Annotated in this window: 30 protein-coding genes; 28 read left to right on the plus strand and 2 right to left on the minus strand. The window is 47.6% G+C overall.

The features are described 5' to 3' along the window. Nucleotides 1-51 precede the first annotated feature (51 nt). From AC3WJN_RS05810 to AC3WJN_RS05825, 4 genes are all read left to right on the plus strand, one after another. Nucleotides 52-261, plus strand: coding sequence for a hypothetical protein (locus AC3WJN_RS05810; protein ID WP_007778492.1), 210 nt, complete (start codon nucleotides 52-54; stop codon nucleotides 259-261). An 80-nt stretch (nucleotides 262-341) separates the two neighbouring features. Then, nucleotides 342-770 (plus strand): hypothetical protein, encoded by a 429-nt coding sequence (locus tag AC3WJN_RS05815; RefSeq protein WP_007778495.1) that lies wholly within the window; start codon nucleotides 342-344, stop codon nucleotides 768-770. 87 nt (nucleotides 771-857) lie between these two features. Beyond that, the gene (locus AC3WJN_RS05820) at nucleotides 858-1,733 is read left to right on the plus strand and encodes a tyrosine-type recombinase/integrase (protein ID WP_007778498.1); all 876 of its coding nucleotides are present in this window, start codon (nucleotides 858-860) and stop codon (nucleotides 1,731-1,733) included. 18 nt (nucleotides 1,734-1,751) lie between these two features. Then, nucleotides 1,752-2,033 carry a hypothetical protein gene (locus AC3WJN_RS05825; RefSeq protein WP_007778501.1) on the plus strand — a complete coding sequence of 94 codons (282 nt, stop codon included), beginning with the start codon at nucleotides 1,752-1,754 and terminating at the stop codon, nucleotides 2,031-2,033. Between the two features lies 1 nt (nucleotide 2,034). Here AC3WJN_RS05825 and AC3WJN_RS05830 read toward each other — a convergent pair whose 3' ends face one another. After that, nucleotides 2,035-2,388 (minus strand): helix-turn-helix domain-containing protein, encoded by a 354-nt coding sequence (locus tag AC3WJN_RS05830; protein WP_007778504.1) that lies wholly within the window; start codon nucleotides 2,386-2,388, stop codon nucleotides 2,035-2,037. Between the two features lie 189 nt (nucleotides 2,389-2,577). On the opposite strand from AC3WJN_RS05830, the gene AC3WJN_RS05835 reads away from it, so the two are divergent. The 15 genes from AC3WJN_RS05835 to AC3WJN_RS05905 all read left to right on the plus strand — a co-directional run bounded on the left by AC3WJN_RS05835 (nucleotide 2,578) and on the right by AC3WJN_RS05905 (nucleotide 16,544). Next, nucleotides 2,578-3,453 carry a hypothetical protein gene (locus AC3WJN_RS05835; protein WP_007778507.1) on the plus strand — a complete coding sequence of 292 codons (876 nt, stop codon included), beginning with the start codon at nucleotides 2,578-2,580 and terminating at the stop codon, nucleotides 3,451-3,453. A 115-nt stretch (nucleotides 3,454-3,568) separates the two neighbouring features. After that, entirely contained in the window at nucleotides 3,569-4,636 is a 1,068-nt protein-coding gene (locus tag AC3WJN_RS05840; protein WP_007778509.1) for a hypothetical protein, read from the plus strand. A gap of 105 nt (nucleotides 4,637-4,741) precedes the next feature. Next, the gene (locus tag AC3WJN_RS05845; protein ID WP_007778512.1) at nucleotides 4,742-5,146 is read left to right on the plus strand and encodes a hypothetical protein; all 405 of its coding nucleotides are present in this window, start codon (nucleotides 4,742-4,744) and stop codon (nucleotides 5,144-5,146) included. Further along, the gene (locus AC3WJN_RS05850) at nucleotides 5,143-5,604 is read left to right on the plus strand and encodes a JAB domain-containing protein (protein ID WP_007778517.1); all 462 of its coding nucleotides are present in this window, start codon (nucleotides 5,143-5,145) and stop codon (nucleotides 5,602-5,604) included. Before AC3WJN_RS05845 ends, AC3WJN_RS05850 begins: the two co-directional genes overlap by 4 nt. A gap of 2 nt (nucleotides 5,605-5,606) precedes the next feature. Continuing rightward, entirely contained in the window at nucleotides 5,607-5,933 is a 327-nt protein-coding gene (locus AC3WJN_RS05855) for a DUF960 family protein (protein WP_035316790.1), read from the plus strand. Nucleotides 5,934-5,995: 62 nt separating this feature from the next. Continuing rightward, nucleotides 5,996-6,133 (plus strand): hypothetical protein, encoded by a 138-nt coding sequence (locus AC3WJN_RS05860; RefSeq protein WP_007778524.1) that lies wholly within the window; start codon nucleotides 5,996-5,998, stop codon nucleotides 6,131-6,133. A 142-nt stretch (nucleotides 6,134-6,275) separates the two neighbouring features. Then, nucleotides 6,276-6,755, plus strand: coding sequence for a ribbon-helix-helix domain-containing protein (locus AC3WJN_RS05865; protein ID WP_007778527.1), 480 nt, complete (start codon nucleotides 6,276-6,278; stop codon nucleotides 6,753-6,755). Nucleotides 6,756-7,172: 417 nt separating this feature from the next. Further along, nucleotides 7,173-7,931: a hypothetical protein gene (locus AC3WJN_RS05870; RefSeq protein WP_007778529.1), complete on the plus strand. Its 759-nt coding sequence runs from the start codon at nucleotides 7,173-7,175 to the stop codon at nucleotides 7,929-7,931. A gap of 131 nt (nucleotides 7,932-8,062) precedes the next feature. After that, nucleotides 8,063-9,874, plus strand: coding sequence for a DUF927 domain-containing protein (locus tag AC3WJN_RS05875; RefSeq protein ID WP_007778532.1), 1,812 nt, complete (start codon nucleotides 8,063-8,065; stop codon nucleotides 9,872-9,874). A 63-nt stretch (nucleotides 9,875-9,937) separates the two neighbouring features. Next, nucleotides 9,938-10,834, plus strand: a complete 897-nt coding sequence (locus tag AC3WJN_RS05880) for a tyrosine-type recombinase/integrase (protein ID WP_007778536.1) — start codon at nucleotides 9,938-9,940, stop codon at nucleotides 10,832-10,834. Nucleotides 10,835-10,846: 12 nt separating this feature from the next. Beyond that, a complete protein-coding gene (locus AC3WJN_RS05885) occupies nucleotides 10,847-11,584 on the plus strand; it encodes a hypothetical protein (protein ID WP_007778539.1) in 738 nt (245 codons plus the stop codon). Between the two features lie 752 nt (nucleotides 11,585-12,336). Further along, entirely contained in the window at nucleotides 12,337-13,971 is a 1,635-nt protein-coding gene (locus AC3WJN_RS05890) for an Ig-like domain-containing domain (protein ID WP_007778541.1), read from the plus strand. 409 nt (nucleotides 13,972-14,380) lie between these two features. Continuing rightward, entirely contained in the window at nucleotides 14,381-15,295 is a 915-nt protein-coding gene (locus tag AC3WJN_RS05895; RefSeq protein ID WP_007778543.1) for an Rpn family recombination-promoting nuclease/putative transposase, read from the plus strand. Nucleotides 15,296-15,377: 82 nt separating this feature from the next. Continuing rightward, nucleotides 15,378-16,253: a tyrosine-type recombinase/integrase gene (locus AC3WJN_RS05900; protein WP_007778546.1), complete on the plus strand. Its 876-nt coding sequence runs from the start codon at nucleotides 15,378-15,380 to the stop codon at nucleotides 16,251-16,253. Between the two features lie 15 nt (nucleotides 16,254-16,268). Then, complete coding sequence (locus tag AC3WJN_RS05905) at nucleotides 16,269-16,544, plus strand: hypothetical protein (protein ID WP_007778549.1); 276 nt, start codon at nucleotides 16,269-16,271, stop codon at nucleotides 16,542-16,544. A 10-nt stretch (nucleotides 16,545-16,554) separates the two neighbouring features. Here AC3WJN_RS05905 and AC3WJN_RS05910 read toward each other — a convergent pair whose 3' ends face one another. Beyond that, a complete protein-coding gene (locus AC3WJN_RS05910) occupies nucleotides 16,555-16,908 on the minus strand; it encodes a helix-turn-helix domain-containing protein (protein WP_007778552.1) in 354 nt (117 codons plus the stop codon). Between the two features lie 196 nt (nucleotides 16,909-17,104). On the opposite strand from AC3WJN_RS05910, the gene AC3WJN_RS05915 reads away from it, so the two are divergent. From AC3WJN_RS05915 to AC3WJN_RS05955, 9 genes are all read left to right on the plus strand, one after another. Further along, nucleotides 17,105-17,590 carry a hypothetical protein gene (locus AC3WJN_RS05915; RefSeq protein ID WP_007778555.1) on the plus strand — a complete coding sequence of 162 codons (486 nt, stop codon included), beginning with the start codon at nucleotides 17,105-17,107 and terminating at the stop codon, nucleotides 17,588-17,590. A 67-nt stretch (nucleotides 17,591-17,657) separates the two neighbouring features. Next, entirely contained in the window at nucleotides 17,658-17,816 is a 159-nt protein-coding gene (locus AC3WJN_RS05920) for a hypothetical protein (RefSeq protein ID WP_007778558.1), read from the plus strand. Between the two features lie 126 nt (nucleotides 17,817-17,942). Next, nucleotides 17,943-18,371 carry a hypothetical protein gene (locus AC3WJN_RS05925; protein WP_007778561.1) on the plus strand — a complete coding sequence of 143 codons (429 nt, stop codon included), beginning with the start codon at nucleotides 17,943-17,945 and terminating at the stop codon, nucleotides 18,369-18,371. A 14-nt stretch (nucleotides 18,372-18,385) separates the two neighbouring features. Further along, nucleotides 18,386-18,865, plus strand: a complete 480-nt coding sequence (locus AC3WJN_RS05930) for a JAB domain-containing protein (protein ID WP_007778564.1) — start codon at nucleotides 18,386-18,388, stop codon at nucleotides 18,863-18,865. A gap of 2 nt (nucleotides 18,866-18,867) precedes the next feature. Next, nucleotides 18,868-19,194, plus strand: coding sequence for a DUF960 family protein (locus AC3WJN_RS05935; protein ID WP_005834973.1), 327 nt, complete (start codon nucleotides 18,868-18,870; stop codon nucleotides 19,192-19,194). Between the two features lie 81 nt (nucleotides 19,195-19,275). After that, nucleotides 19,276-19,422: a hypothetical protein gene (locus AC3WJN_RS05940; protein ID WP_007778568.1), complete on the plus strand. Its 147-nt coding sequence runs from the start codon at nucleotides 19,276-19,278 to the stop codon at nucleotides 19,420-19,422. 140 nt (nucleotides 19,423-19,562) lie between these two features. After that, nucleotides 19,563-20,033: a ribbon-helix-helix domain-containing protein gene (locus tag AC3WJN_RS05945; protein ID WP_007778573.1), complete on the plus strand. Its 471-nt coding sequence runs from the start codon at nucleotides 19,563-19,565 to the stop codon at nucleotides 20,031-20,033. A gap of 692 nt (nucleotides 20,034-20,725) precedes the next feature. Then, a complete protein-coding gene (locus AC3WJN_RS05950; RefSeq protein WP_007778577.1) occupies nucleotides 20,726-21,268 on the plus strand; it encodes a hypothetical protein in 543 nt (180 codons plus the stop codon). A gap of 90 nt (nucleotides 21,269-21,358) precedes the next feature. Further along, nucleotides 21,359-21,904 carry a hypothetical protein gene (locus AC3WJN_RS05955; RefSeq protein WP_007778580.1) on the plus strand — a complete coding sequence of 182 codons (546 nt, stop codon included), beginning with the start codon at nucleotides 21,359-21,361 and terminating at the stop codon, nucleotides 21,902-21,904. Nucleotides 21,905-22,050: the final 146 nt, after the last annotated feature.

Genomic DNA, 22,050 nt, shown 5'->3' on the forward strand with positions numbered 1-22,050 from the left:
AAAATCAAGCTTATATTATTATTGAGAATATAAAGAAAGGAGTTGTTGTACATGCTTTTTCCGAACCTACCGACCAAGACATTAGGGGGCAGTTTTTTCTGGGACACTTTGGACAAGAGAAGAGGATGGAAGCTCCAGAAGAACATCATCACCGAACATTACCGCATTCTCGACCCGGAGAATGTCCGTCAGGCGTGGGGTAACGATGAGGTGGAGATGTGGCACGCTTTTCGAAAGTTCACGTCTGGAAGTCGAGAATAGTACGCCATGCGCACATCAAATGGCTGCGGGCATCTTTGCGTTTCAGGGGGAAAAGGAAAATATATACGGGGAGGCATCCAATGAATCTAACTAACAAGCTGCTCTTGGACATGTTGAAATTAGGGGCTGCTATGAAGGGAGACGAAGATTCGTATCAGGATCTTTGGATCTTGGCTGTTGCTGCTCAATCATTCGATGAGATTGAAAAAAGTTCTCCATTGCTTGCTTACAAGGAAGATGACGAGAGTAGGCGGTCTGACGGGGATGTATGTCTGCCAACACACATTGTCAGAATGGTTTTGAAAAGGAAGCAATCAAATCTGGTCAATGTCATTGATATCTACGTAAACCTCCCGCAAGAGACAGGAACCGTAGATTTGGTCTGGGAGGATGTGTGGGATGGTGAGGGGCCGGGAGAAATTCAAGCTGCTCTCAGATGGGTCAGTCAATTGGCTGAGCCTTTTTACGTTCAATTGGATAATCCATTCCGATCAGCCAAGATACCCTGAACAAGAAAACGACTGGAAGTAGCGAGTAATACCGCCCTGCGCCCATCAAAGGCTGCGGGGCATTTTTCGTTTCAGGAGGGAGAATGAATGCAGCTAATCGAGGAGTTTGAGCAGTCACTTGTAGAAAACGGGATCGCATCGAAAACAATCGAATCCTACGTGGGCGACGTGAGGGGTTTTTGTGCGTTCCTGTTCGGCATGGGCGTAAGCGATCCCACCGACCTCAAACGCTTCTACGTAGTCAGCTACAAGAATCACCTTGTCGAGCAAAACTACGCCATCGCGACCATCAACAAGAAGATCAATTCCCTGCAAGCCTTCAACCTGTTTCTCATCGAACAAGGAATGGCGAAGGAAATGGCGGTCACGCTTCGAAAAGATCGGATCAAAGTGGCGGCGGGAAGTGAGGGCGAAGTGGAGGTCTTTTCGGAACAGGAAGTGAGCCAGCTGCTGTTTTTTACACAGGACGAGAGCAAAGTAAGCCTGCGAAATCGGCTGATCGTTTGGCTGCTGCTCTACACTGGCGTTCGGGTGAGCGAATTGTGCGGCATACAGTTGCGTGACTTCGACTACCTGACTAACATACTGAGAGTCACAGGCAAAGGCGGAAAGTATCGGGAAATCCCGCTCCGATCAGATCTGGTAGATCTCATCAAAGACTACGTTCGCACGGAGCGGCAGCACAGCAGATTCTCGGACAGCACCTTTCTCTTGGTCAGCCAGCGAGCAGGGAAGCTGCACAAGGACGCCGTCAACACGATGCTGGAGGGCCTGAAAAAGCGCCTCGGCTTCCGCATGTACCCGCACAAGTTCCGGCACACCTTCTGCACCCGGCTCCTGACCAAAGGGGTGCCGATCACGACCGTCAGCAAGCTGGCCGGACATGCCCACATCCAGACGACGGCGAGTTTCTACATCAACACCAGCAGACAGGACAAAGAGCAGGCTGTGGCCCTGCTGTAATGGATAAGGAGGGATTCCATGAATGGCGTGCGGGAAAAATACGAAGAGCTTGTTGGCAAGGAGGATACGCTGATACGGGGTGTGAGGACATGCGAGAAAGCGATGTATCTATTAAAGGATGAGATGCTGTACAAACAACGGGGAGAAACATGTCAGGATACACTCAAGGAAGTTTGCGAATGGATTCAACAACGAGAAGAAAAGCTGCGCAAAGAGATTTTTGCAGTACGTTGGGAAATGACAGTGCTCGCCTGCCAATTCCCCTCGGCAAACAAACAAGCGGAAGAAAGTCCACTGTGACTCACTTCCGCTTTTCTTCTTCCCATGAAAAGACCGTTTTCATCAAAGCTAAAACAAGAGCATGATCCGTAATAGGACGTTCAGAGAGCATAACGACAATTTGCCCAAGAGGGGTGTGGGGATCGAGCGGATCAATGGAATGCAGCAGCTGCTCCAAGGATGTCCCTAGGCTACGGGCAATTTTCAGCAGGGTTTCAAGGGTAAGATTCTTCTCTCCCCGCTCAATTTGGCCAATGTAATTGGTGTGCAGTCCCGAGCGTTCACCGAGTTGTTCCTGGCTGAGTCCCTGCTCCAGTCGGATACTGCGAATTCGTTCGCCAAGCATCTTGGCAAGTTGTTTCGTACTCTCTTCCATTTGGTCCCACCTCTAGTTAAGCGTACTAGAGGCAAAAAACCATTTACACACACTATAAATTGTAATTGACTATTAAATCACATCTATAACATAATGTAGGAAGAATCTACTAAATTCGATTGAAATTCTTATGATCCGACAGTCATACGTGAGAAGAATAGATAGGCTGTAAGAAAGGATTGAAATACCATGAATTCTGTACGAAGTGAAGATAGTACCACCATTCAAAGCATGCCCGAAAAAAATAGCGCACCAAAAAACATCCCGATCTGGAAAAGGATTTTTAGGGGAGTACGAACCATCATCTTTTCCATTGCTGCCCTTGTCTTTCTCATGAAGGCTCTCTCTTGGATAGGAATCGATGTCTTTACTCCCATTGATCGAGCACTGTCCCAGTTTTCGGCACAACAAAAGTACGTCGACATTGTAAGAGAGGGTACCTTTGCAGCCCGACCGAACCAAAAAATTGGTGAGGCGTTTGACAAGTTTTTCGGCTCACCGAAATGGTCTGCGTTTGATTCAGATACTGGGCAGAAAATCGTTGAGTTTACAGGGGATATGACCTATCAAGGACAACCAGTGAAAGCGAGAATGCAATTTGTAGTCAATCCTGAAACGAATTCTTTTGAAATTCATACGATTGGTTTCAACGAGATCCCACAAAACAAGTTCATGCAGGCGGCTTTGCTGGCAAAAGTATTTGAGGGAAAAGAAATCGAAACATCAAAACAAACGACCGCTGACTCTGGGGTAACTCCTGTTCAACAGAGTGAGGGTACCGATGTTCAGGCGGCAACGAATAAAGCGGATACACCTGACCAACAAACAACTGCTCCAACACCCCCGGAGAATGCATCGGAAACAGTAGTGGAAGGCTTAGCCGTTGCCTTTCCAGAGGGGAAAGTTGTTCTCTATGTAAATGATCAAGAACAAGAATACCCAGTAGCAAGTGATGTCAGCGTAAACGAAGGTGGTGCGCCAAGTAATTGGTCAAATCTTCGGGCCAACCAACTACTACAAGTGACCATCCAACATGGTGTCGTAGTCAAAATTGACATCTTGTAACAGCAATTGCTAGAAAAAGCCGACCACGGGAGTCGGCTTCTTCTTTGATAATACTAAGTTTAAGAAGAGCTTCTGTTCTGGAATGATCAAATCTTGCCACAAGGAGATGCACAAGATGTTTCTATATTTCCTCCTCCTATCGTTTCTTTGTGTACTCGCAATTCTGATTGGTTTGACAAAGCCAAGCTTGGTTGTTAGATGGGGAAAAACAAGAACAAGGGGCAAAGTACTGATTCAATATGGTTTGTCCGCCATTTTGTTCTTTGTTCTGTTTGTGTATTTTGTTCCTGATGCATCCCAAGACCATCAATCAATCGCCACCAATCAGCCCTTACAGAGTCAAAAAGCCGTAAACCCTAAAAGTCACGAACCAATAATCAAACCAAGTACCGAACCGCTACCCCAAAAGCAGAAAGAAGTAAAAGAAGATCCTGTACTAGAAGAGATAAAGTATTTGGATAAGGACATTGACATACTCATCAATGAATTCGGTCAACCCATCAATAAATACATGTATGAGGGAGGCAGGGTATACGAATTCGCAGGAAAAGAACATTTCAGTTTCTTTTTAGATGAGCGAAATCGTGTCTCCAAGATATCTGTAAGAAACCCGAATAGTAATATCTTCGGTGTGAGAATTGGTATGAAGCAAAATGACATTCGGAATAAGTTGACGACTTTCATTCAAGAAGGCAAGGATGAAGAATCAGGCTCTTGGATTACAGACTTCATGGTAAACGATCAATACATGATTTCGTTTTATTCAGATGAACCCAACTCTTCTGTTCGTGCCGCATTAATATCAACGGATTTAGAAAATATTTTAGCGGAACAAGCGAAAAACTTGGCATTTCAAACGGTGGATAAAGAAGGGAGTACCGAACAATCTAAAACAAAGATTGGTGGCAAATGGAAAAGTGTGGCCACAGGTTCCACCATTCAATTCGATGAAAAGCAGATTCATAATTCATCTACCATTGATAGTTCGGGGAACTACCGGATTGAGTACGAGATTCTACCGAAGAACAAGATTCGAATCAAGGAATTTTTCCCGAATAGCTTCGACCCAAAGTACGATTCCGTTCAAGATTATTACTTTTATAACAACGGGAAGATTCTTCAAATCGTTTATTCGAGTAGAGATTACGCTGTTGAGGTCTACTATAAAGTAGGCGATCATTGAAAACCCAGTTAAACACAATTACTATCAATCAATAAAAATGATAAAGGGCACTTTTCCGAAGCAAAGTCGGGAAAAGTGCCTTTTTCTGTGAGGAGGACTTGAACGATGAAAACGATTAAAGCGATCCAAGACGTGCGATTGATTGGCGCAGCGCAGGTGTTTTCCGACAGCTTCACGTCGTACCTAGAGGAAGAATTCCTCGGCTTGAAGGAAGCGTTTGACTTCGACGGTCTGGACGAGGCGTTCACGTTGGACATGTACGGGTACATGGTCGTATTGGAAAAGGGAGACAACCTTCGGGATCTGTCCGTAGTCGGTTTGCAGAGGGAAACAGGTGGATTGCTTGGCAGCCTGCCAGAGTTTGTTGACAAGGTGGAAAGACAGGGAGAGTGCTGGTACAAGGTGGTTGTTGTCTACACCAATGAGTACGCCATGGCCTTCTATGTTCCTGAAATAGTCGTTACCGATGATCAAGAAATCCAAAACTGGTTGGAGGAGCATGTGGAATGAAAACCATCAATGAAGTAGCGAAACGGATCAACATCGTCCGACTGAAAATGGTGAGGGAGTCTAGCCTTCTCTACCCACAACGGCGAATCAGAATGGCGGTAGATGCGGTAGGGCTCTTCCAGAAGTTTCTGCAAGAAACGGACCGCGAGGAGTTCCTGCTCCTTTGCCTTAGTACCAAAAACGAGCCAACGGCAATTCACACGGTTTCGATGGGATCACTTGATTCAAGCATCGTGCACCCGAGAGAGGTATTCAAGGTCGCCTTTTTGGCAAACGCCGCTTCCGTGATCGTGGCACACAACCATCCTTCCGGCGACCCTACTCCCAGCGAGCCCGACCTGGAAGTAACAAAAAGACTTCAAGAAGCAGGTGAACTACTGGGCATCACTGTTTTGGATCACATCATTGTGGGAACAGAGGGTGCCTACGTCAGCTTGAGAGAAAAGGGGTACATGTAAAGATGGAAGCGCGGAAATTGTTTACTTCGGACAGATACGTGACACGAGGAGTCAATGAAGTCGTGCCGATTGAGCTGCAACGGATGCTGTGGAACATCCTTGAGAAGCGGCAGGAACGGGGAGATAAACTGGACTACATGCAGGTGTTTGAGCTTTCGACTGAGTGGGTAGACGGAGAGCCGATACAGAAGGTCGTAAATAGGCAAGAGCAGCCTTTTCATGAGGAAGTGATTTACTTGGATCACACAGAAAATCTGGCCATCGGAGTAACGGTGTGGGTGATGGATTCGGGGGAATACGCAACCATGCTCCTACCCGAAGAATACTGAGCAGAACAAGCTTTGTTCCAATGACGGATACTGTGAAGCGAAATGCAAAGGAGGGAACCATCGTGAAGAAGCAACTAACCGAACTGATTTGGCCGATTGCTCAACTTGTGTTGGCGGGCATGAGCAGGGAACAAGCCATTGCTCATGTAGCGGAAGAACATGGTGTCGACCCGGAGCCGTTGTACCAACAGCTGTTGTAGGTGGCCGATCAAGGCATGATGGAAGATTCAAGGGCAGACTTAGTTTGCCCATTTTTTGTCTTCACACGCAGAGAAACAATCTGATAAAGTCGACGTGTCCGACGACGTCGACTTCGACATGCAAAGAACCGGAGGGATCAGAATGTTTCAGCGACGTAAACGAAATTTGGATTTGTCAGGGGCAAAAGAGCCAATCAAGAACGGCCAATCGACACACGGCATCAACTGGGGCAGGGATCAATGGCAAGAGAAAGGCAGCGGGACGGAGTCAGCAGACGACAGGGACTTGGACTCGGGGTGGGAAGAAGCCGACGAGGTGACCAGCATGGAACCAGAACACGAAAAATTCAGACGGCACCCGCCTAAAGGCCAGTCTGAACTTGCCTGTTCGGATCGGCAAAACGCAAGAATCGCTCCTTTCCGGCAACCCGATCCTTCCTACCCCACCTTGCAAAGGAGACCGGATTTCTATGAGCAGCACAAGAAGCTGACCATCTACGTCGAAAAGGAGCTGCTTGAGACAATCGAAACACTGAAAAAAGGCAGGTACATCCCGAGCTACAGCTGGCTCGTGGCCGAAGCGATTCGCTGCTATCTACGGGTGCAGAAGATAGATGAGTGAAGTGATAACGTTCCATCCCTCATAAAGGGATGGAACAAAAAATCTCTGGAAGGTTAATAAAAAATATTGATAGATCGCCGGGCATGTGTTAGAGTGTTAACTACAGTTGAATACCTCGATTATGGAAGCCCCTGCTGGAATGGCCATTGAGCCATACCGTGTGCATGCTAAATCGTCATTATGCCGGACAGTAACCGCGTGTGAAGTCCCATGCAAGACGCCATGTAACAAGAGGAATTTTTTCAGAGCGATTGAGCTCTCAGGCTTGTTTGAGTCTGTTCGAAAAGATTCTTGTTGTTGACGGGCGTCTTTTTTGCGTTCCAAAGAAGGTGTCCGTTTCGGGGGCATGTGATCGTCACTTGCCGATCAACAGCCGATTCAACGGAACTAACGATGGAATTCAAAGGAGGCAAAAGTATGTACTGCGTAAACAATCTCTGGATCAACACGACTTGGCTGATTGCCAAAAGGCCAATGGAAATGCACATCAACGGTTCGATAGGCGAAGTGATTGCACTTTCCGCAAGTAACTTGGAAAAGCAGATCTCTTTTGGCTTGGAAAGGGACGAAAACCTGCTGGATTTCGGGCCAAACGATTCAACGTGGATTGGACTAAATCAAAGTACAACGGAAAATGGTCGGATACTGGATATCGGCTGGAAGCTGCCCTACAATCTGCATTTCGATTCAAAGGACGAGTGGGATACCTTTCTTGCCGCACTAGAAGCGAAGGTACACGATCTGTGCAGCTACATGGTGATTGAAGGGGATTTGTCGTTTGAAGAGAGCATCGGCTATGTGCTCGAAAAGGACGCAAACGAAGTCTTCAATGAGGGCAGAAGAGTCAAACAAGACCTCATTGAACCGGTTTTCCGCTGGGAGTATAAGGTCTTCCGGTTGGAGCGAAACGGAATCAAAGTGCTCGAGATTTGGAAGTGGTGGCCCGACTGCGACGAGAGCGATTGGGAATCGGGGGTCGATGAGATGAATGAACTCGATCCAGTTGAAATTGGTAGTCACGGATGCCAACAAGAGGTTGCATCTGAAAATTCCGCACTGGAGATTGTACAAGATGACCAGTACATGGAATCACTTTTGGCATATGTTGACCAGGTTGTGCCTTCACCCATGGGTGAGGATAGCGATGACGTAGATGACATAAACGATTTGGATTGATGATCGCTAAAAACGTTTAGGAGCATGATCGGAATCGCTCCGGCGATGCCACTCAGGTACGGAATCGTATGGACTGGAGAGAGGGAAACGGATGCCCTCTCTCCCTACCCTCACTTTGAAAGGAGATAGCCATGACAACCCAACCAACAGGGTCTAACAACCGTCTACGCATCAGCCAAGAAGCACTCAAGCAGGGACAATCGTTTCCCGTCGGGGACTTCACGCTCAAGAACAATGGCTTGTATGTGAAGAAATTCGACAAGGAAACGGGCGAAGAAACGATCTTCAAGGTGTGCGAACCACTGTTCGTCAAACGAACTGTGCAGAATCTCGACACCAAGGACGTCCATCTCGATCTGTGCTACAAATTTAAGGGAACCTACCTCGAACTACCGATCGGAATGGTTCAGATACAGCCGCGCGTGCTGCCCGATCTGATGGGAAAAGGGATCGACATCCCACATGAGTACGTCAAGGTGATCGCCACCTACCTGCGGGAGCAGCAAAAGCGTGCGCCGCATAAGGTCATTTTCCATCAGGTCGGGTGGCATCGTGACGAGCAAAAGCAGCTGGTGTTTCGCCATCACCGCATCATCTCTGCTAATGATACAGTCAAGGCCATCAATGACAATGAAAATGGCAGCTACAATCTAAAGCCCAAGGGCGACCTTGCCACATGGTTGAACATGGTCAAACAGCATGTTATCGGACACGTCCCGCTAGAGTTGGTCTTGGCGGGGGGATTCGCCTCTGCCATTCTCGGCTATCTTTCTTATCATTACAACGATATAGACACCCTCATTTTAAGCATGGCGGGCAAAAGTACACAAGGGAAAACAACAGCTGCTCTGCTGGGTGTTTCGATCTTTGGCTTGCCTTCTAACAAGGGCAAAGGACTTGGGAAATCATGGAACGGTACATCTAATGCGATAATTAACATGTTAGATGGAAACTATGGCATCCCTATTGCCCTTGACGAACTGTCCATGAATACAGAAGCGTCCCTGACCAAAATGCTGTACGAACTAGCATTTGGACAGGAAAGATCACGTCTAACGGACAAAATTCAGCAGCGCAAACAGGGAACTTGGGCAATGTTCATCTTTTCTACGGGGGAACTGTCCATCTTTGAAAGAACCAATCACAATGCGGGTCTGACGGTTCGCGTCTTCGAATTCCCAAACGTGAAGTGGACGGAATCAGCAGCTCAAGCCGATGCCATTCGAGGGGTGATCCAGAATCACTACGGCTGCGCAGGGGAAGCATTTGTGAAATACCTGTTCGATCAAGGGCTGGACATTATCGATAAGACATGGAATGAGTGGCAAGATCGCTGCGTGAATGTACTGCCGGATACACCCTTTCGCACTAGAATTGCCAAAAAGTACGCCATCATTATGGCTGCAGCTGATTTGGCTAACCAAGCTCTGGGCCTCAACCTCCGACTTGACGCAATTCTCGATTTCATTGTCCAACAGGAGGACGCCATCAGCTCACAGCGCGACACTAGTTTGAAAGCATGGAAGCTTATCGTTCAGCTGATTATCCTGAATCAAGCCAATTTCCGTATCGAGGGGATCTACTCCAATCCAATCAATTGCTGGGGCAAAATGATCCCACAAGGGGATTACACCGAGGTGGCCATCCTAAAGCATGTCCTGGAAAAGCAACTGAGGCATGAGGGATATGAGAACCTGAAATCGATCATTCGTGAATGGAAAGATAGGAAATGGCTCATTGCAGAGAGCGATCGTCCCACGAAGCGCACCCGGATTTTTGAAGAATCGGAACAGCAAGAGCGGGAAAAAGCCCTTGGTGAAAAACCGCCCAAAAAGCTGGAAGACGCGACGTACAATCTGAAAATCCCGACCAAACAGTTGGAGGGTCTCGTCCGAAGGGGCAGACTGCCAGATGAACCTAAGCTTGAAGAAGAAGACGTGTAATCGGGGAAGGTGAAAAACCTTCCTCTTTCTACCATAAATAATGCAAACAAGGAGGATACGCACATGAAAACGATGATTGCTACAGAAAGCATGTTGCTGACACAGGCCATTCCGCTCTTTTTGGATTGGCTCAAGGCAAGGGGGATGCGAGACGAAACGCTGCGCGGATACAAGATGGACGTGAGCCAGTTCCAGAGATGGATGTCCGAACGCTCCAACGGCCCGGTGTTTGTTGAAGAGGTGACATTCGCTCACATAGAAGGATTTGTCGAATACCTGAGCAACGAGCTGGACAGCAAACCGAGAACGATCAACCGCAAGATCAACGCCCTGTCCACCTTCTTCACCTGCTTGAAGAAAAAGAAGCTGGTTCAGGAAAATCCAGTGGATGACATAGAGCGGGTGAAAGTGCCCGAATCCGAACGGATCTACCTCAACAAAGAAGAGATTGAGGTGATCATCGCTGCCATCAAGCATCCGGTTGTCCACTATTTCGCGATGATGATGGCCCACACTGGCATTCGCGTCAACGAGTGCATCAATCTCACCTTGAACGACGTGAATCTGGATGATGAATTTGTACAAGTGGTCAACGGTAAAGGCGGGAAAAACCGTCGTGTTCCCATGAACAAGCAGCTGGTACAGCACATGAAGGAGTACCTGGACAAGCATCGGCCACACACGGCCTCTCTTTTCTTCTTCGCGCTGAAGAAAACGGGCACGGTCAGTGAGCAGTACGTCAATCGTCTGCTAAAGGAAGCGTGTCAGGACGTGGGCATCCAGAAGCACGTCACCAGCCACATTCTGCGCCACTCGTTCGCCAGCTACCTCGTGAAGAAGGATACGCATGTCGCGGTGATCCAGCGTCTGCTGGGTCACGCCAGTCTAAAGACAACGTCGGTGTACCTGCATGTGCAGCAGACTGATCTGCAGGAAGCCGTGAACCGAATCGATTTCTAAGGAGGAAAACGAATGAGCTCGTTCGATCCAAGTGTGTACGAAGATCCGAAAATCAAAACAACCTTTGAGCTACTTGCTCAAGGGAAGAGCAAGGATGAGATTGTCGAGCATTTCGGCCACAAAGGCTGGTTCACGATCGACCAATACTTTCGCAGAAGAGGATTCCGCTGGAACGGTACCACGTTCGTTCCCGAAGAAGCCGACACGCCCTCGGCGACAGAAGATGCCCGTTTCCTCAACAGCAAGGCTGGGCAGATCATCCGGCAGCTAAGCCAGAGCAGCGCCAACGTCCGTCAGGTCGCGCTGAAGAACGGCTTCGGCACCGTCGACGAGATGGGCGACTACATGAGGGGGAAAGGGTTCGTCTGGGACAGCGAGAAAGAAAACTACACCGACAGCGAAAGCGTTGCAAAGAAGCAGAGAGACACGATGACCGCCGCTTCGCAGGTGCCTACTGTGCCAGAAGAGGGTTTGGATGAGTACCGACAGCTGCTGGCCTACCTCCTGTCCAGAAAAGACAAGCTGCTCGCCCTGCTGGAGACCGAAAGCGAGGGGACGCTGCCCAGGTACAAGTTCAGGGGAGCCAAAGCCAACAAGACGCTTGGCTTTCCCACCTCTCTTTTGACCCTTCTGAGCGATTTCAGCAAGGAATTCAACGTCACCCAGCGGGACATCATTGAAGTGGCGCTAGCCGAGTTTTTCAGGAAGTACGGGTACGAAGATCAACTGAACAGCGTGCTGCAAACGTAGCGGGGAGCGGGTGGAATCTCCCCGCTTTTTTTTTCAGGCAGGACAAGGGTTTCCCGCAAAACCCGCTTTCCCGCTCCCAAAAAGGGTGCCTCTAAAAAAGACAATCTTTTCCCCTCAGTACAGAGATAATGAGTTAACCGTTCTGGTTAGGTGGACGATCGTTCTTTTGTTCTCTCCGAGTTGCTTTCCTGCTTGATCGTTCGTCCACTTCATTCCTTATACTCCATTTTCCATCCTCTTTTGTGTTCCGTCTCCCACCTTTCGTTTCCTTATGATATGTCCTTCTTTTTTTGCCATTTACTGGTCGGTTCGGGTGGTTTTTATTTTCTTTTTTTATCCGGGAGTTACGGGGGTTACGGGGTTTTGATCTCTCGCATGGAAAGCGTTGATTTTCCTTTGTGGGGATTCTGCGGTTTTTGCGGGGAGTTTTTCGGCTTTTGCTCGTTCGATTTTCACTCAACCTTTCCTGTGCTCTCCAACAACTCACTCGACTTTCACTCGGCTTTTTCTATGCTGGGAAACAGTCCGATTGCTGGACTTCTTGAGTTGCATGGGTTTTGGGTTGATCCAGAAAATTATGAATTTTTAGTGGGTTTTGTGCTATTAACGCTAAGAAGATTGAAGTTAAATTTACCCAAGAAGTTGATAAAACAGAGGCTACAAAAGCTGCAAACTATACTATTGTAGGACTTGGTGCAACTCCTGTAGCTGCATATGATCTTAAAGACGATAACAAAACACTCGTTATTACATTGACAAATCCTATTGCTAACGGCACAACTTTTGTAGTAACAGTTGATGAAATTCAGTCTAAGGCAGATGCGGATGTAAAATCTCCTAAGTTTACTAAAACCATTTCCTTTAGTGACACCGTAAAACCAGCACTTGTCGATGTAAAATATCCACAAGCTGGTGTTGCAGTAGTTAACTTTACTGAAGAGTTGCAAACGATTGGTTCAGTAAAAGTTTTTGCTGACAATAAAGAAGTAACACTTCCTGTCGCTCCAGCACTAACTGATGACGGAAAAGGTATCAAATTTGAAGGTCTGGAAGCAAATAAGGAATACAACGTTGTTATTCTTGGTGCTAAGGACTGGAGCAATAACTTAATTAATCCTAACCCACTTGAGTTGAAAATTAAATCTGAAGTGGTTGATAATGTAAAGCCTGTAGTTTCTTCGGTTGAAGCTGAAGGTTTGAAAACCTTGAAAGTTCATTTTAGCAAACCTGTGAAAAAAGTTAGTGCTACAGCAGGTCAGGAGTATCTCAAAGTAACAGGTGCTGGTATTACAGCAACAGGGCAAGATTTTGATTCAAAAACAAATACAGTAACGGTTACTCTTACTACTGTTACTCCTGGAGTTGTATCTGTAAAGGTTTCAGATTTCAAAGATCTGGCTGGTAATGATGGTGTTGAATTTACTAAGAACGTAGTATTTACTGATGTAGTTCCTACAGTTTCTAAAACTGAAGTAGTTAAAGAAGGAACAGATACTTTTGTAAAATTAACGTTTAACACTGCAATGACAAAAGATGCTGCTGCTGCTGCTCTTGCAGGTAAAGTTGTTACACCAGACAACGTAGAAATTCCAGTAACTATTCCTGCTAATGCTTATGTACTTGATGGTACAGGTGCTGATCAAGATAAGATTGTTAAAATCAAAGTTACAGGTCTGGAAGCTGGTAAGTACGAACTCACCATTAAGAAAACAGACTTGACAAACTTGGCTAAAGACTTGAAAGTAAACTTTGAAATTGCAGCGACGGGTGATACTACTGTACCAAAAGTTACAGGTACCCCAGTAATTACAAACAAAACGGTTACTGTAGCTTATGACTCTGAAATGGGTCAATCTGCACTGGACGTAAATAATTACACAGTAAGTGGACAAAAAGTGTTTGAGAAAGCTATCTTTAAGAATGATAAAAAGACGGTTGAACTCACACTTAAAGAAGGTGCTATCAAATTTGACGGCACTTATGAACTGGAAATTAGTAAGAGTGTAAAAGCTAATAATGGTGTTGCTTTGAAAGAAGCATACAGTTATGCTGGAGCATTTAAGGAAAATGTAGCTCCAACCATTTCCGCTGTTGCATTCTCTGGCGCGGATAGCATTGTGTTGACTTTCTCTGAAAATGTTCAAACCGCTGCTGCACTTACTGGTTTTGAAGTAATTGTGAACAATGAAAAAGTTAATTTGGGTACTGTAGCTACTGTTGCTGGTACTGAAACAGTTACACTCAAAACTCAATCTAATGCACCTTTCGTAGCACCAGAAGACTACGCAACAGCTACTGTCGTGGTAAAAGTTTTGGATACCAACAATATTACTGATGCAAATGGTAATGCGCTTAAAGGTGGAATTACTCTACCTGTTGCAAAGTAATTAAATGTTGCTTCCTCTCCATAGTGTGAGAGAAATGGAGAAAGAGTCTACCCCAAAAGAGGTAGGCTCTTTTTTTCATTCATTCTCGCTGTATTACGTTTATTGCTCTCGCTGAAAAACTCTGATGATCAACTCAATTAAAGGAGCACTGTACGAAGGCCAACAAGAGTGTATAGTTTCACAATTTCGATCCTGACTGAAGAATATTAAAGAATGCAGTCAGCCGCCGATTTTCGGTAGCTGGCTTTTCTTCTGTTTTAGGGGAAATCCACAAAAATGATTCTATCAGAATTTGAATACTATATTATAAATCGGAATATGAAGAAAGGGGGCATTGGCTAATGTGTCTGAAAAGCGTTCCAATGGTATAATATAAAAATAATGATGTTTGCAGCATGGAGGTGATAGCGTGACCAAACTAATGGACTTGAAAATTGACTTCGCGTTTAAGCAGGTGTTTGGTAAAGAAGGAAATGAACCGATTCTATTGTCCTTTCTGAATGCCGCGCTCAAATTGCCAGAAGCCAAGCGGATCAAATCCGTTGAAATTCTCAATCCCGAAATTAATCGGGAACACCTCGAAGACAAGGCATCTGTGCTGGACATTCACGCCAGGACAGAGCAGGGCGAACACGTGAACATCGAGATTCAGCTGGCAAACAAGTTTGACATGGAAAAGCGCACCCTGTACTACTGGTCACGCATCTACTCGGCTCAAATGAAAAAGGGGATGCCGTACACCGATTTGGCGAAAACGATCACGATCAACATCCTAAATTTTCGTTTTCTTCAGGAGACGGAGAGGTTCCACACCACCTTTCACCTCTACGAGGATCAGGAGCAGTTTCCTTTAACTGACGTGATCGAGATTCATTTCATGGAAATTCCAAAGCTGATGGACAAGTGGGAGCAGCGTGCAGTGAATCCGCACGACAATGAATTGGAAAGATGGCTGCTGCTGTTGGAGGCAGACGATGATGAAGAAATTCGCAAAGAATTGGAGGCGATTGCGATGAGAGATCCGGTGATGAAGCGGGCGTTCGACGAATGGGAAGACCTGAGTCGCGACGAGAAGAAATGGGTGGAGTACGAATCCCGTCGGAAGGCGATTTTGGATGAGATGGCGGCTGTGCGGGAAGCAGAGATTCGGCAGCAGAGAGCCAGAGAAGAGGGCTTGGCGGAAGGTCGAACGGAAGGAGAGCGGCAAAAGGCAACGGAAATCGCTAGAGAGATGCTTGCCGAAGGCGACAGTCTTGAACGTGTTGCCAAGCTGACCAAACTCCCCCTAGCGGAAATCGAAAAACTGAAAGACCAGCTACACTAGCTAAAGTGCAATACGAATCACAAACCGCCTTGTGTCCAATGAATGGATGCAGGGCATTTTTTCGTTTCAGGAGGTGTTTCCAATGGACGTCATTCAGCAGTTCGAAGAGTACCTTGTTGAGAACGGGATCGCCCCGAAAACCATCGAATCCTACGTGGGCGACGTCAGGGCGTTTTGTGCGTTCCTGCGGGAGATGGGGGTGGATCAGCCGACCGATCTAAAACGCTTCTACGTCTCCAGCTACAAGAGCAGGCTCGCCGACAGCAAGTACGCGGTGGCGACCATCAACAAAAAGATCAACTCCCTGCAGGCGTTCAACCTCTTCCTGATCGATCGCAAGTTGACCACGGAGCAGGTCGTCACGCTGCGTAAAGACAGGATCAAGGTGGCCGCCGGAAGCGAGGGAGAAGTCGAGGTGTTCAGCGAGCAGGAAGTCAATCAGCTTCTGTTTTTCGTTCAGGATAGGACGAAGGTCACCTTGCGGAACCATCTCATCGTTTGGCTGCTTTTGTACACGGGCGTTCGGGTGAGCGAACTGTGCGGCATCCGGCTCGGTGACATCGACTACCTAACCAACACGCTGAGAGTGACGGGCAAAGGAGGGAAGTACCGAGAAATTCCGCTTCGCCCCGATCTGGTGGATCTCATCAAGGAGTACGTCAGGACGGAACGGCAGCAGAGCAAGCATCGGGAGAGCCCGTTTCTTCTCGTCAGCCAGCGAGCGGAGAAAATGCATAAAGACGCGGTGAACACGATGCTGGAGGGCTTGGAGAAGCGCCTTGGCTTCCGCATCTACCCTCACAAGTTCCGGCACACCTTCTGCACGAGGCTGCTCCAGAAAAACGTGCCGCTGACGACGGTGAGCAAACTGGCCGGACATGCGCACATTCAAACAACCGCTCATTTCTACATCAACACGAGCAAAGAAGAAAAGGAACGTGCGGTGAATCTACTGTAGAAAGGAGATACAAACGTGAATTCAGTACGGGAAGAATACGAAGCGTTGATTTTGCGGGAAGACGGCGTGGTTCGGAGCGTCCAAACATGCGAACGAGCCCTGTTCCTGCTGGTGGACGAATTGGTCTACAGGGAGAGCGAAAGCTCCTGCCTGGAGACAGCGGAGGTGATCTGCGAGGCGATCCGGCAGAAAGAAGAAGAATTGCGCAAGCAATGGCACCGGATCAGATGGGAAAAGGCGCGTCTGGCCAGCCAGTTCCCGGACAGACAAGCGAAAGCGGAGGTGAGATGACATTCATCGCTCACTTCCGCTTTTCTTCTTCCCAGCTAAAGACGGTTTTCATGAGTGCCAGCACCAGCGAATGGTCGGCAACGGGACGTTCAGACAGCAGCATGACGATCTTTCCGAGCTCCGTTTCGGGGCCGAGCGGATCGACGGAGTGGAACAGCTGCTCTAAAGGAATGCCGAGACTGCGGGCGATCTTGGAGAGACTTTCAATCGTCAGGTTCTTCTCTCCCCGCTCGATCTGGCCGACATAGTTCGTGTGCAGGCCGGAACGTTCGCCGAGCTGTTCCTGGCTTAGGCCCTTGTCCATACGAAGAGTGCGAATCCGCTCGCCCAATCTCTTCGCCAGTTGTTTGGTGTTCGCTTCCATTCAACCCCACCTCACCACAAGCGTACAGGAGGCAGTTTGGTAGTAACACACACTATAGATGTTAGTTGACTATCAGATAACACCTATAGGATAATACAGGAAGATTCTACTAAATCCGACTCATTCTTTTACTTTTTGACAGGCAAAACGCACTAAAAATGGCGGAAGTTCGACATGAAGGGGGGGAAACACAGAGATGCGAAGCGCGAAATTCCTAGAAGAAAATCCGCTGACGGACAATGTGCTTGATTTTGAAGAAGTGCTAGGGTTTGTCATTATGGCTTCTACCAATCTTGGCATAGAAAAAAACCATGCGGATCACCTTGTGAAAGAGATGGCGCTGGTGGCGGAAGCGGCCTCTGCCCTGATTGCCGAAGAAACGTACATCGATCCAGCCTTCAAAAAAGACGGACTGATGAGCTTGTCGAAATGGTCGATCGCTAAGGCGAAGCTCAATCAACCCATTGATCGTCGGGAAAAATTCTCCCTCATGGGCGAAGGTCGCTTGAGTGAAGTCATGGTAACGGAGATACAAGCGGTAGGATATATGATGCTGGCAGCGAAAAATCTAAACTTTTTGCATAAGCAGATCAAGTACCTGGAAATGGAAATGCACTACCTCCTTGTCACGGTAGACCCGGATCAGGCTTACGCTACGTTCCTTAATTTTTTGGAAGAATGAAGTAACGAGGTTAGATGGTTGTTTTTGGTAAACCACGGTAAGAAATAGAAGAAAGGGGTATTCATCCATGTTTCTACTCATCGTCGTGCTTGTCATTGCTTTTATCTTTTTCAGAATCATCCACCGAATTTTTGACATTACTTACTTTGGCGGAAAGGCCCTTTTCACCATGATTCTCGGCTGTCTCGTAGCGGCGTACATGCTCGTGGAATTCCTGTTTTTATGATAAGCTAACTAATCCACTTTCAAATACCAATTGATAGCAGTTGTTCAAAACCAATCGTAAAAGCGAGAGGCATCTTCCCTAACGAAAACGGGAAGGTGCCTTTTCTGTTTGAGGAGGAACGGAACCATGCGGACGATCAAAACCATTCAGGACGTAAGGCTACTGCGGGAAGCGAGAGTGTTTTCCGACGCCTTCGCCGCGTACTTGGAAGAAGAGTTTTTGGCCCTGAAAGAAGCTTTTGACTTCGACGGTTTGGAGGAAGAATTCACGCTCGACATGCACGGCTACATGGTCGTGTTGGAGAAAGGCGACAATCTGCGCGATCTGTCCGTCGTGGGACTGGATCGCAATCAAAACGGTTTGCTGGGATGCCTGCCTGAGTTTGTGGAAAAGGTGGAACGAAACGGCGAGCACTGGTACAAGGTCGTGGTCATCTACACCAACGAGTACGGAATGTCGTTTCTCCTACCGCTTGAATCCGTAGCGGACGATGAGCAGGCCATAGCTTGGCTAGAGGATCAGGTCGAGCGTGATGCCATTTTACTAAACTACTAATGGGAGGAAATCACATGAACGATAAAACCGCAACAAAAGCAGGGCATCAACCTGCCAAACGAGTCAACATCGTCTCGGTAAAGATGGTGCGGGAGTCAAGCCTGCTGTACCCGCAGAGAAGAATTCGCATGGCGAAAGATGCCGTTGGGCTCTTCCAGAAGTTTTTGGAGGAAACGGATCGGGAACAGTTTTTCCTGCTGTGCCTGTCGACCAAAAACGAGCCGGTTGCCATTCACACGGTTTCGGTGGGCTCCCTGGACGCGAGCATCGTACATCCCAGAGAAGTCTTTAAGGCCGCTGTTTTGGCGAACGCCGCTTCCGTCATCGTGGCGCACAACCATCCTTCCGGCGACCCTACGCCGAGCAGGGAAGACATCGAAGTGACACGGAGGCTACAAGAGGCGGGCGAGCTGCTGGGCATTCCCGTCCTGGATCACATCGTTGTAGGAATGGAAGGCTCGTTTTGCAGCCTGAAAGAAAAGGGGTACATGTAAAGATGGTAGAGCGGAAATTGTTTTCTTCAGATAGATTCGTGACACGCGGGGTCAATGAAGCTGTTCCGTTTGAACTGCAACAGATGTTGTGGAGCATTCTGGAGAAACGGCAGGAACGCGGTGATCAGCTCGATCATCTCCAAATTTTCGAACTCTCCGCCGAGTGGGTGGACGGAGAGCCGTTGCAGAAGGTCTTGAACCGACAGGAGCAGCCTTTCCATGAAGAAGTGTTTTTCGTCGACCATACCGAAAATCTGGCGATCGGCGTAACGGTTTGGATCATTGATTCCGGTACTTACAGTACGGCCTTGCTGCCCGAAGAATATTGAAAGTGGTGACAAGTTGAACATGGGGATCATCTTTGCAGCCTTGCGATAACTCTTGAGCCACAAGATAGAATCGGAAAGGAGGTGCCTGGACTGAATCCAATTCTGAAAGAGATCATCTGGCTCATCGTGAAACTGGTGCTGGAAGGAATGAGTCGCGAGAAGGCCATTACCACAGTGGCAAAAGAAAGAGGACTCGATGCGGAGGAGCTTCGCAGACAATTGCTGTAGAAATTTAGCAGGGCGACTTGATCATTTGGGCAGGCGACGGTTTGCCCATTTTTTTTGCTTCCACACGCAGGGGAACAGTCTGATAAAAGTCGACATTCACGACGATTTTTCCGTCGACCTGAATAACGGAGGGATGAAAGATGTTTGAACGACCTACTGGGAATCTGCCCCTGACAGAAGCACAAAAGCGAAATGAACGGGATTCGATTACGCACGGCATTAGCTGGAGTTCAGTAACCGGACATGCAGATGTAAACGGCGATGATTCGGAAATCGAGTTCGGCTGGGAAGAAGACGGCGAAGTGGAAACAGCGGACGAAATTTCCTCCCGGCACCCGGCTACAGGGCAGCACGGACAGGCTAGTTCGGATCGACCGTTCTCAAAAATCGGCGATTTCCGTTTGCCCGACCATCCATACCCTGGCTTGCGCAAAAGACCGGAATTCGATAAACAGCACAAGAAGCTGACCATTTATGTGGATCGGGAACTGATGGGAACGCTTCACAAGCTGAAAAAACAAAGGTACATTCGCAGCTACAGCTGGCTGATCACCGAGGCCATCCAGTTTTACCTGCGAGAGAAGCGGGAAGATAACGAAATCAACAAGTAGAAAAGAAAATGTGAAATCTTAGAAAAATAGGGTTGATAGGACAGGAAACATCTGCTAGAATAACTACTAAAGTTGAATATCCCACATTGGAAGCCTCTGCTGGAACGGCCACTGAGCCAATTCCGTGTGCAAGCTAACTCAAGTCAGTAAGCCGGACAATAACCGCGTGCGAAGTCCGTATCTAGACGCCAAGCAACAAGGGGAATCTTTGGAAGAGCATAACTGCTCTAGGTCTGTTTGACCTGCTCAAAAAGATTCTTGTTGTTGAAGGGCGTCTTTTTTCTTTGCCAAAAAGCGCCCGCGCATCGGGGGGACAGTTACAAGCTGTCCAATAAGCATTCAACTGAATCCGTTGCACGAAAGGAGGATCAGTTGGCATGTTACTTTCTGTGGTGTAGTGCCCCTGGGTAGGTACCTTGTCGGGGACGCATCAAACGCAGTTGTCTCAAGGGTTCGCGGCGACCGACCCTTGAGACCCTTCCAAAACCGAGAGAAGTAGTTCGGGTTTGAAGAGAAAAGACATAGGTTCTTTTCCGTACACGGTATCGCCGCTAGTATCGCAGGTTTGGAGCTTTGTTTCTGGGTAAGGGTTGTTATCCGTATTACTGGCTTGATCTGGGACGGCGAAGCCTTGAGCGTGTCGCGGAGATGCGGATGATGACCATGCATGACAGAGAAAGGGGATTCTACACATGGCAAACCAAATGAACTCAAAACCAGAAATGGCATTTGTAAGCAATCTCTCCATTGAGTCGGTTTGGATGGTTTATCCGAACAACAAGGAAGTGGAGCGAAGCTATCCCGAGGGGTTAGACGGGATGTCCACGGCTTTTCACGTCAGACACAATGTTTATTACGAGAAACTGCGCAATGACGACCTTCCCCTGTTCGATGGGACGATACCGTCGGTTCAAGTTCTTGAGTCAGTTGGCGAGCTTGGTACCTCTATCACCGCCAGGTGGAGTCTGCGGGAAAACGTAGGCTTTCAGACAATAAGACATCGGGCAAACTTCCTCAAGAAATTGGAGACAAAAGTCCGTCATCTCGGGTACTTCGATGTGATGGAAAGTGACTTTTCCCTGAAAGACACCATTGGGCAATTACTTCAGCTCTACATTGATGATGTACTGAAAGAGGAGAAACTGCTCAGTCAGTCTGTTGCAGACAAAGGATATGATTGTTGGTTGATTTCTGCGGATGAACCACCTATACTCACTACTTTATCGCTCTCGTAAGGGCGCGAATTTGGTGATTTACGATCAGATCATGGCGGGTCAACACGTTCAATCAAGCTGCACAAATACAAAGTGAAGGAGTATGTACACATGGAAAACATGATCAATACTGAATTGGATATGGACATCGAAGATATTGAAACTATTGAAGACGTTGAAGACGTTGAAGAAGTAGCAGAAGTAGAAGAAGTTGCTGATTCCGACGATGATTTTGATCAGGATGAATCGGATGACGATCATGAAGACGTAGATTTGTCTGATATTACACCGTCCGTATGCCATCAGCAGGGTAGATCGGTCGGAAAAGCAGGGGTTATGTCGATTGTACATTCCAAAAACGGCATGAGGGTCGCGCTGAGTCAGGAGTTGATGGAGCGGCTTCATCATCCCAAAACCGTTCAGATCGGATATGGTGAGGATCGGATTGCCGTTTCAGCGTATCTCGGGGATCAATTTACCTCTTACTCGATGAGAGAAAGCGGTACGAAAAGCATTATCTACCGCAGCGAACTGGTTAAGCAAATTACCGATCGTTATGATCTGGACTTTAGCAATCGTACGTCCATTACCTTCTCCGATGTGACATACAAAGGGCAGGGGAAAAATACGGTCGCGTTCATTCATGTGAAGGAGTAGTAGTAGTGGATACCAAGGGAGGGGGCTCCCCTCTCCCTTCTATACAAAATTTCCGACGATTAGACGAGGAGCCATTCCTGTAATGAAGAAATTTGAGCTTTGAAAGAAAAAAGCGCCTCCTGTATGCTGGGTCTTGGAATGGTCAC

The sequence above is a fragment of the Brevibacillus sp. FW306-2-1A-C05A genome (genome assembly GCF_058781555.1).

What these genes read in the sequence shown, in the direction of transcription:
- AC3WJN_RS05825 (WP_007778501.1), top strand. Translation starts at nt 1,752, where the DNA reads ATGAATGGCGTGCGGGAAAAATACGAAGAGCTTGTTGGCAAGGAGGAT.
- AC3WJN_RS05950 (WP_007778577.1), top strand. Translation starts at nt 20,726, where the DNA reads ATGGCAAACCAAATGAACTCAAAACCAGAAATGGCATTTGTAAGCAAT.
- AC3WJN_RS05815 (WP_007778495.1), top strand. Translation starts at nt 342, where the DNA reads ATGAATCTAACTAACAAGCTGCTCTTGGACATGTTGAAATTAGGGGCT.
- AC3WJN_RS05945 (WP_007778573.1), top strand. Translation starts at nt 19,563, where the DNA reads ATGTTTGAACGACCTACTGGGAATCTGCCCCTGACAGAAGCACAAAAG.
- AC3WJN_RS05870 (WP_007778529.1), top strand. Translation starts at nt 7,173, where the DNA reads ATGTACTGCGTAAACAATCTCTGGATCAACACGACTTGGCTGATTGCC.
- AC3WJN_RS05820 (WP_007778498.1), top strand. Translation starts at nt 858, where the DNA reads ATGCAGCTAATCGAGGAGTTTGAGCAGTCACTTGTAGAAAACGGGATC.
- AC3WJN_RS05955 (WP_007778580.1), top strand. Translation starts at nt 21,359, where the DNA reads ATGGAAAACATGATCAATACTGAATTGGATATGGACATCGAAGATATT.
- AC3WJN_RS05925 (WP_007778561.1), top strand. Translation starts at nt 17,943, where the DNA reads ATGCGGACGATCAAAACCATTCAGGACGTAAGGCTACTGCGGGAAGCG.
- AC3WJN_RS05875 (WP_007778532.1), top strand. Translation starts at nt 8,063, where the DNA reads ATGACAACCCAACCAACAGGGTCTAACAACCGTCTACGCATCAGCCAA.
- AC3WJN_RS05855 (WP_035316790.1), top strand. Translation starts at nt 5,607, where the DNA reads ATGGAAGCGCGGAAATTGTTTACTTCGGACAGATACGTGACACGAGGA.
- AC3WJN_RS05920 (WP_007778558.1), top strand. Translation starts at nt 17,658, where the DNA reads ATGTTTCTACTCATCGTCGTGCTTGTCATTGCTTTTATCTTTTTCAGA.
- AC3WJN_RS05850 (WP_007778517.1), top strand. Translation starts at nt 5,143, where the DNA reads ATGAAAACCATCAATGAAGTAGCGAAACGGATCAACATCGTCCGACTG.
- AC3WJN_RS05810 (WP_007778492.1), top strand. Translation starts at nt 52, where the DNA reads ATGCTTTTTCCGAACCTACCGACCAAGACATTAGGGGGCAGTTTTTTC.
- AC3WJN_RS05840 (WP_007778509.1), top strand. Translation starts at nt 3,569, where the DNA reads ATGTTTCTATATTTCCTCCTCCTATCGTTTCTTTGTGTACTCGCAATT.
- AC3WJN_RS05930 (WP_007778564.1), top strand. Translation starts at nt 18,386, where the DNA reads ATGAACGATAAAACCGCAACAAAAGCAGGGCATCAACCTGCCAAACGA.
- AC3WJN_RS05935 (WP_005834973.1), top strand. Translation starts at nt 18,868, where the DNA reads ATGGTAGAGCGGAAATTGTTTTCTTCAGATAGATTCGTGACACGCGGG.
- AC3WJN_RS05915 (WP_007778555.1), top strand. Translation starts at nt 17,105, where the DNA reads ATGCGAAGCGCGAAATTCCTAGAAGAAAATCCGCTGACGGACAATGTG.
- AC3WJN_RS05880 (WP_007778536.1), top strand. Translation starts at nt 9,938, where the DNA reads ATGAAAACGATGATTGCTACAGAAAGCATGTTGCTGACACAGGCCATT.
- AC3WJN_RS05835 (WP_007778507.1), top strand. Translation starts at nt 2,578, where the DNA reads ATGAATTCTGTACGAAGTGAAGATAGTACCACCATTCAAAGCATGCCC.
- AC3WJN_RS05900 (WP_007778546.1), top strand. Translation starts at nt 15,378, where the DNA reads ATGGACGTCATTCAGCAGTTCGAAGAGTACCTTGTTGAGAACGGGATC.
- AC3WJN_RS05830 (WP_007778504.1), bottom strand. Translation starts at nt 2,388, where the DNA reads ATGGAAGAGAGTACGAAACAACTTGCCAAGATGCTTGGCGAACGAATT.
- AC3WJN_RS05885 (WP_007778539.1), top strand. Translation starts at nt 10,847, where the DNA reads ATGAGCTCGTTCGATCCAAGTGTGTACGAAGATCCGAAAATCAAAACA.
- AC3WJN_RS05845 (WP_007778512.1), top strand. Translation starts at nt 4,742, where the DNA reads ATGAAAACGATTAAAGCGATCCAAGACGTGCGATTGATTGGCGCAGCG.
- AC3WJN_RS05910 (WP_007778552.1), bottom strand. Translation starts at nt 16,908, where the DNA reads ATGGAAGCGAACACCAAACAACTGGCGAAGAGATTGGGCGAGCGGATT.
- AC3WJN_RS05865 (WP_007778527.1), top strand. Translation starts at nt 6,276, where the DNA reads ATGTTTCAGCGACGTAAACGAAATTTGGATTTGTCAGGGGCAAAAGAG.